Raw genomic sequence first — 7543 nt, forward strand, 5'->3', positions numbered from 1 at the left:
GCCGGGTTTCTTCAACATGGCCCACTGAATCACAAACCCCCAGCTCTCGCCAGGGGTTTGTCAGCAGTCTGAGCCGGAGCGGAAACGCTCCGGCTTTTTCATGTCCGGCCACCTTATGACGGGCAACTCGCCGTCTCGAAGCGCTCCGGCGCCTTGCCCCCGCGGAAGACTTCCGGGTTCTTGTCGTAGGCCGGTCCTTCCACCAGCGCCTTGGCCGGCATGATGTCCTGGTCGATATCGGAGACCACGGTGATTTCGAGCTTCTGCAGCGGCTGGCCCGCCGGACCCCTCACTTCGATCGTCACCGCGTAGGCGCGGTCCTTCTTCACGCAGGTCACGTCAGGGCTTTCAAGCACCACCTTTTCGAGCTTGGGAAAGAGCTTTCGCTCCAGCACAAGCGCTTCGCCACCGGCTGGGTTCTCAAAGTGCGCGACGACGATGCTGCCGTCGGGCACGGCCTCGGTCTTCGACAGCGTTATCATGTAGGTCGCGTAGGCGAGACGGTAATTGAACACGAACATCTTGCCTGTCAGCTTCAAGGGATCAGGTCCCGTTTCGCGCTGGCAGCCGGCGGTGGCGAGCGCGATGGCGGCTGATGCCATGAGCAAAAGGATCGTCCTCGTCATTCGCCTTTTTCCTCCCTGTTGCGATGATAGTGACGCTTCGCCTTGCTGCGGTTGCCGCAGACGGCCATGTCGCACCAGGTCCGGCTACGATTGCGGCTACGGTCGAGGAACAGCCAGCCGCAGTTCGGGCAGATTTTCAGACGATCCGGCTCCGGGCTAGCCGCAAGGCTGAGAGCGGAATGCGCTGTCGCCGTATCGAGCGACAGCGAACCGCCATGGTGCGCAACGCCCCGCAGAATGGCGGCAATGGCTTCGAGCAGATCCGCCAGCAGATCCGCACGGCTCTCAGCCAGCGCTGTGGCACGAAAATGCCGATCCGTCGCCTCGCGCAGGTTGATCAGCCGCAAACGGTTCTCTGCCGCTACGGGGGAAAGTCGCCCGAAGCGGGCGCTCTCCGCCCCGAACCGGTTGGCCGCCTCCGCGAAGGAATCCATCGTGGCGAGATCGGCAAACCGGTCAATCCGGCGCTCCGGATCTGCGCGCAGGATGATCGAATTGGCCACATCCAGCGCCAGTGCGCCTCCGGCAAATCGATGGGCGGTCCAAGCGAAGCTCATGTGGTAATCCTAACTGGTAAAACGGATTTTACCAGTTATATTGATGATGTCACGCTCCGGATGCGCCATGCTCTATTTTCTGCAGCAGATCGCCAACGCCGTCCCCGTCGCCGCGCTCTATGCGGCGCTCGCCTTCGGCTATGCCATCGCCTTTGCCGTGACGCGGCGAGCGGATCTCACCTATGGTGCGCTCTTCGCGTTCTCCGGTCAGATGTTCGTGCTGTTTGCGGACTTCGGCTGGAACCGGTTGTGGCTGGCCTTGCCAGCAGCCCTCGGGCTCGGTGCCGCCGCGGGCTTGAGCCTCGGCGTCGGGGCAGGGCTCGTCGCCGGACGCTACGTCATGCGTCCGCTCGCCTTTTCCTCGGCCAATACCGTGGTTGTCGCCTCGCTCGGTTGCCTGCTGGTGCTGATGGAGGTAGCGCGGCTCGCTTCTGAAACCCGCAGCCTCTGGCTGCCGCCGTTCCTCAACGCCAACATTGTCTTCTGGGGCGATCCGCACTTCCCGGTGACGCTGACCGTGATCCAGCTCGGCAACACGCTGCTGATGGTTGCGCTGGTTGCGGCGGGCCACTGGTTCCTGTCGCGCTCGCGGGCAGGGCGGTTCTGGCGTGCGGTCTCGGAGGATCGCGGTGCTGCCGCCCTGTGCGGGGTCGATGCCGCGAATGTCTACATCGTCGCCTATGGCGCGGCATCGTTGATTGCTGCGTTGTGCGGCATCCTTGCAGCCTCCTACTACGGCAACATGGATTTCGGCACCGGACTGACGTTCGGCGTCAAGGTGCTGTTCATTGCCGCAATCGGCGGGCGGGTTTCGCCGCTTTGCGCCGCACTTGGGGCGGCCGGTATCGGCCTGCTGGAAACCTTATGGAGCGCCTACGGCCCAATTCTCTGGCGCGACTTTGCGATCTTCGGCTTTCTCGTGATCGTGCTTGCGGTGACGCGCCAGGAGAGGATCATCCCCTGACCATGCCGCGGTGAACGCAGGCCACTTGTGGTGGCGCTTACTTGTCGGCGCCCCAACGCTCTTGCGCCCTGTCGTCGGCATCCTTGGCGCTGACCCAGCCGCCGGTCGTGCCGTCGCCCAGGTGCTCCTTCTTCCAGAAGGGCGCGGAGGTCTTCAGAAAGTCCATGATGAAGCTGGCGCCGTCGAAGGCAGCCTGCCGGTGCCGTGACGCAGCAATGACCAGCACGATGTTATCGCCTGGAGCGACCCGGCCGTAACGATGGATGGCGGTTGCGGCCTGCAAGGAGAAGCGCTCGACCGCCTCGTGGCAGATGCGTTTGATCTGCGCCTCGGCCATGCCGGGATAATGCTCGAGCTCGAGAGCTGCAAGGGTGCCCGCCTCATCGCGGCAAAGCCCTGAAAAGGTGACAACTGCACCGATATCGGCTCGCCCGGACGAAAGCTTGGCGACCTCGACGTTGAGGTCGAAATCCTCGCGCTGAACGCGCACGGTCACGGGCGCATTCATGGGTTCAGCCACCCGTCATCGGCGGGAAAAGCGCGATTTCCCGGGCACCGGCGATCGGCTCGCGATGATCGACATGTTCCTGGTTGATGGCCGCGCGGATGACGTTCTGATGCTCGAGCGCCGTCTCGTATTCCTCGCCGAGCGTCTTCAGATGGGTGAGCAGATCGGCGACGGTGACGACATTGGCGGGGACGTCGAGCGTCTCCTCGCCCCTGCCGATGCGCTCGCGCACCCATGAAAAGTAAACCAGGTTGACGGTGCTCATTCGTTGACCACGTGCTTGAGGCCGGCGCGGAAATAATCGTAGCCCGTATAGAGCGTGATCGCGGCGGCAATCCACAGGAGCACGATACCTGCTTCCGTGGTGTAGGGCAAAACCTTGTCCCCGGCAGGCCCGGCAAGCAGGAAGGCGATGGCGACCATCTGGATCGTCGTCTTCCACTTGGCGATTCGGGTCACGGGAACGCTGACCTTCAGCGCTGCCAGATACTCGCGCAAACCCGATACCAGGATCTCGCGGCACAGGATGATGATCGCAGCCCAGATCGACCAGCCGGCGATCGTGCCGTCGGCAGCAACCAGCAGCAGGATCGATGCGACGAGCAGCTTGTCGGCGATCGGGTCGAGCATCTTGCCGATGTTCGAGGTCTGCTTCCAAATGCGCGCCAGATAACCGTCGAAGAAGTCGGTGATCGACGCGATGACGAAGAGCGTGACCGCCGTCCAGCGTGCGAAATCCGAACTGTGCAGCCGCCCCTCGATGAAGAAGCAGAAGACGATCAGCGGCACGATCAGGATTCGGAAATAGGTGAGCAGGTTCGGAATGCTGTAGGCGACGGGCGTGGGCATGGATTCGTGTTCTCTGGTTCGTCAGGTACAGAATGACTTTGCTGGCCTGAGGTCAACAGGTCATCGTCGGCAACTGTCATATTTGCCCTATTGCATGTGAACGCCGGGTGAATTGTGACGCCCGGTTGTCATTTCGCCGCATCGTCGTGGAAATGTTCATAGACCAGCCGCGCCACGGTCTCGGAAATCCCCGAGACCGCCATGAGGTCGTTGATCCCCGCACGTGACACCGCCTTGGCGGTGCCGAAATGCGTCAGCAACGCGCGCTTGCGCGTCGGCCCGATGCCGGCGATCTCATCGAGCGGGTTCTTGACCATCTCCTTCTTGCGCCGTGCGCGGTGTGAGCCGATCGCAAAACGGTGCGCTTCGTCGCGCAGTCGCTGGATGAAGTACAGCACCGGGTCGCGCGGCGGCAGCGTGAAGCTGTCGCGGCCAAGCGCGAAGAAGCGCTCGCGCCCGGCATCGCGGTCGACACCCTTGGCAACACCGATCGCGGTGACGCAGTCCTCGACGTCAAGTTCCTTCAGGATGGCCCGCACCGCCGTCATCTGGCCCTGGCCGCCATCGATCAGGATGACATCCGGCCAGGCCGGGAAGGCTGCGTCGTCCGTACTCTCGGCGCTCCTGTCCGGCTTGCCCTCTTCCTTCAGCAGGCGCGAGAAGCGGCGCGTCATCACTTCGCGCATCATGCCGAAGTCGTCGCCGGGTGTGATGTCGGTCGATTTGATGTTGAACTTGCGGTACTGGCCTTTGACGAAACCCTCCGGTCCCGCCACCACCATGCCGCCGACGGCATTGGTGCCCATGATGTGGGAGTTGTCGTAGATCTCGATGCGACGCGGCACGCGATCCAGCTTGAAGGTTTCCGAAAACCCTTCGAGCAGGCGCGATTGCGAGGCGGTTTCCGCCAGCTTGCGGCCATGGGCCTCGCGCGCATTGGCAAGCGCGTGGTCGACGAGATCCTTCTTTTCGCCGCGCTGCGGCACCTGGATCGAAACCTTGTAGGCGGACTTTTCGCTGAGAGCCTGGCCAAGCAGTTCCTGTTCCTCGACCGCTTCGCACAGCAGGATCTGCCGCGGACAGGGTTTGTCGTCGTAGAACTGCGCCAGGAACTGGGAAAGCACTTCCGATGTCGGCAAGGAGGGATCGGCCTTCGGGAAATAGGCTCGGTTGCCCCAGTTCTGCCCGGTGCGGAAGAAGAAGACCTGGATGCAGGAGACGCCGCCTTCGTGATGGATCGCGAAGACATCCGCTTCCTCGACGCCTGAGGGGTTGATGCCCTGGTGGCTCTGGACATGGCTGAGTGCTGCCAGTCGGTCGCGGTATAGGGCCGCCCGTTCGAAGTCGAGGTTTTCCGAGGCCTCGCTCATGGCGGCGGCGATCGTCGCCTTCACCGCCTGGCTCTTGCCCGACAGGAAATCCTTCGCCTCCTGCACCAGTTCCTTATAGCCAGCGTCACTGACTTCGCCGGTGCAGGGGGCCGAACAGCGCTTGATTTGATAGAGCAGGCATGGGCGCGTGCGGGTCTCGAAGACGCTGTCGGTACAGGTTCGAAGCAGGAAGGCGCGCTGCAGCGAATTGATCGTGCGGCCGACCGCGCCGGCCGAGGCGAAAGGTCCGAAATAGTCGCCCTTGCGGCTGCGCGCGCCACGGTGTTTGTAAAGTGCCGGCGCGCGGCTGTCGCCGGTCACCAGAATATAGGGAAACGACTTGTCGTCGCGCAGAAGCACGTTGAAGCGGGGGCGCAAGCGCTTGATCAGGTTGGCTTCGAGCAGCAGCGCCTCGATCTCGGTGCGCGTCGTCACGAACTCCATGTTCGCGGTTTCGCGCACCATGCGCGCAATGCGATTGGAGTGGCCGCGGCCCTGTGCATAGTTGCTGACGCGCTTCTTCAGGCTGCGCGCCTTGCCAACGTAAAGCACATCGCCGGCTTCGTTGAACATGCGGTAGACGCCGGGGCCGTTGGGCAGCCGCTTGACGAAGACCTGGATCAATTCCGCGCCCTTCAGGCCTTCCATCTCTGCGCGATTTTCGTTCCATTCGATTGCCGGCGCGGCGCTTCCGCCTTCCGCAACGTCGACCAGATCGTCGTCGTCTTCCGTTTCGCTGCCGTCATAGAGGATGCCGCCGTCGTTCGGCACGCGTCCATTCATTCCACTATCTCCCTGATGTCGGGCGTTTCCCAGGCAAGGTGCTGGCCGCCGTCCAGCGCGATCATCTGTCCGGTAATCGACGGCGTGTCGAAAAGGAAGCGGATCGTCCGTCCGAATTCCTCGAGCGTCGGCCCCCGTCTGAGTATCAGTGCATCGACCTGCGCCTGAAAATCATTTGGGTCCTGCCGCTCGTTCGGCAGTGTCGGTCCCGGGCCGATGCCGTTGACGCGGATGTTGGGGGCGAGCGCCTGTGCCATCGTCCGCGTCGCAGTCCAAAGCGCCGACTTCGACAACATATAGGAATAAAAACGTGGATTGGGAGCCCAGACACGCTGATCGATGACGTTGACGACCAGCCCGGCAAGGCCGGCTGGAAGCTGTCGGGCGAAGTCGCGCGCAAGCAGCGAGGGGGCTTTCACATGCAAGGCAAAATGCTGATTCCAGACCGTTTCGTCAAAAGCGTCGAGGCTGTCCTTCTTGAAAAGCGAGGCATTGTTGACGAGCAGATCGAGCGGGCCGAGCGCCTGCGTGGCGCGCTCGACGAGGCGCGAGGTTGCGGCCGTATCGGTCAAATCGGCGCGCAGTGCGACCGCCCGCGCTCCGCTGCGCCTGAGGGTCTCGGCCAGAGCTTCCGCTTCGTCGAATGAAGCGTCGGCATGGATGGCGACCGCGAAACCGTGGGCCGCGAGGTCCTCAACTATAGCTTTGCCGATCCTCTTGGCGCCCCCGGTTACGAGTGCTGCCTTCAGTGCTTTCTTCAACGTTTCATCCCGCATTTTTCGAATCTTTGCGCCAGAGGACGAAGATATAGGCAAGAAACGCGGCGCTGAAACTCTCCCTGACGATTCCTTGCGGAAAAATTAATCGATTTCGCGTAATTTGTATTATTTTGAAGATATAAAGTATATCTTTCGTTAATCTTGAATTATGGTTAATAAAGTTCCTGTGGCGCTGAAGCAACATCAAATTTTGGGCGTGATTGTGCCACCAAAATTTCACATTTTGGCTCTTGTGAATCCTCATTTTCTGGACAATTTCAGCTCAACCGGGCGGGTTAATTGAAAGTTGTCCGATGTTTCACTGTGGGAACCCAAGCCCACGGGGACACCGGTACGAAAAGGAGAATATTTATGCGTACGCTCACCACCACCCTCATGGCTTCGGCTATGACCCTCATCGCCTTCCAGGCCGCCCAGGCTGCAGACGCGATCGACGAAGTTCCGGCGGCACCGGCTGCTGAATACACCGAGCCGGCTGCAAAGAACTGGTCGGGCGCCTATGTCGGTGGCACCGTTGACTGGCGCCATGGCGAAGCCAACGCGACCGGCAGCAACCCGTCGGTCGGCTTCGGCGGCGGTCTCTACGGCGGTTATAACGTCCAGAGCGGCCAGATGGTTTACGGTGCGGAAGCTGATGTCGGTTATTCCGGCAATGACTCGCACTCCAGCAACCGCAGCGTGACCCAGGGCGCCAACGGCTCGATCCGTGGCCGCGTCGGTGTCGACCTGAACCCGGTTCTGGTCTACGGCACGGCCGGTGTTGCTCTCGGCAACACCAAGGTCCGCACGCAGAATGGCGCTGACGACAAGACCCTCGTCGGCTGGACCGCCGGTGCCGGTGCTGAAACCTTCGTGACGGACAACATCACCGCCCGCGTCGAGTATCGCTACACGGACTACGGTTCGAAGGACTTCCGCATGGGCGGCACCAGCGTCTCGACCGGCTACGACGAGCACAGCGTCAAGGTCGGTATGGGCGTGAAGTTCTGATCGGCTTCTGCCGGATCAAGGAAAAAGGCCGGGGTGACCCGGCCTTCAGACCGCTGACAAACCCGTCGATATTTTCGGCGGGTTTTTGTTTTTGTGGCAGGCATTTTTGTTCGGGCT

The 7543-nt window shown here is 61.8% G+C and carries 9 protein-coding genes; 2 read left to right on the forward strand and 7 right to left on the reverse strand.

Annotated features, from left to right (window positions below):
- Positions 1-113 precede the first annotated feature (113 nt).
- Positions 114-626, reverse strand: coding sequence for a hypothetical protein (locus MKZ91_RS31285; RefSeq protein ID WP_336174914.1), 513 nt, complete (start codon positions 624-626; stop codon positions 114-116).
- Complete coding sequence (locus MKZ91_RS31290; protein ID WP_336174915.1) at positions 623-1183, reverse strand: CGNR zinc finger domain-containing protein; 561 nt, start codon at positions 1181-1183, stop codon at positions 623-625. The genes MKZ91_RS31285 and MKZ91_RS31290 overlap by 4 nt, the downstream gene beginning before the upstream one ends.
- A gap of 67 nt (positions 1184-1250) precedes the next feature.
- Here MKZ91_RS31290 and MKZ91_RS31295 point away from each other — a divergent pair, with 67 nt between their 5' ends.
- Positions 1251-2147, forward strand: a complete 897-nt coding sequence (locus tag MKZ91_RS31295; protein WP_336174916.1) for a branched-chain amino acid ABC transporter permease — start codon at positions 1251-1253, stop codon at positions 2145-2147.
- Between the two features lie 37 nt (positions 2148-2184).
- Here the strand turns inward: MKZ91_RS31295 and MKZ91_RS31300 are convergent, their stop codons facing one another.
- The 5 genes from MKZ91_RS31300 to MKZ91_RS31320 all read right to left on the reverse strand — a co-directional run bounded on the left by MKZ91_RS31300 (position 2185) and on the right by MKZ91_RS31320 (position 6418).
- Positions 2185-2655 carry a molybdenum cofactor biosynthesis protein MoaE gene (locus MKZ91_RS31300; protein WP_336174917.1) on the reverse strand — a complete coding sequence of 157 codons (471 nt, stop codon included), beginning with the start codon at positions 2653-2655 and terminating at the stop codon, positions 2185-2187.
- Positions 2656-2659: 4 nt separating this feature from the next.
- Positions 2660-2920, reverse strand: a complete 261-nt coding sequence (gene moaD / locus MKZ91_RS31305; RefSeq protein WP_336174918.1) for a molybdopterin converting factor subunit 1 — start codon at positions 2918-2920, stop codon at positions 2660-2662.
- Positions 2917-3504 (reverse strand): CDP-diacylglycerol--glycerol-3-phosphate 3-phosphatidyltransferase, encoded by a 588-nt coding sequence (gene pgsA / locus MKZ91_RS31310; protein WP_336174919.1) that lies wholly within the window; start codon positions 3502-3504, stop codon positions 2917-2919. The genes moaD and pgsA overlap by 4 nt, the downstream gene beginning before the upstream one ends.
- 128 nt (positions 3505-3632) lie before the next feature.
- The gene (gene uvrC / locus MKZ91_RS31315) at positions 3633-5657 is read right to left on the reverse strand and encodes an excinuclease ABC subunit UvrC (RefSeq protein ID WP_336174920.1); all 2025 of its coding nucleotides are present in this window, start codon (positions 5655-5657) and stop codon (positions 3633-3635) included.
- Complete coding sequence (locus MKZ91_RS31320; protein ID WP_336174922.1) at positions 5654-6418, reverse strand: SDR family oxidoreductase; 765 nt, start codon at positions 6416-6418, stop codon at positions 5654-5656. Before MKZ91_RS31320 ends, uvrC begins: the two co-directional genes overlap by 4 nt.
- A 369-nt stretch (positions 6419-6787) precedes the next feature.
- Here MKZ91_RS31320 and MKZ91_RS31325 point away from each other — a divergent pair, with 369 nt between their 5' ends.
- Entirely contained in the window at positions 6788-7426 is a 639-nt protein-coding gene (locus MKZ91_RS31325) for an outer membrane protein (RefSeq protein ID WP_336174923.1), read from the forward strand.
- Positions 7427-7543 lie beyond the last annotated feature (117 nt).

This window comes from Ensifer sp. MJa1, from assembly GCF_037026475.1.
Lineage (GTDB): Bacteria > Pseudomonadota > Alphaproteobacteria > Rhizobiales > Rhizobiaceae > Ensifer.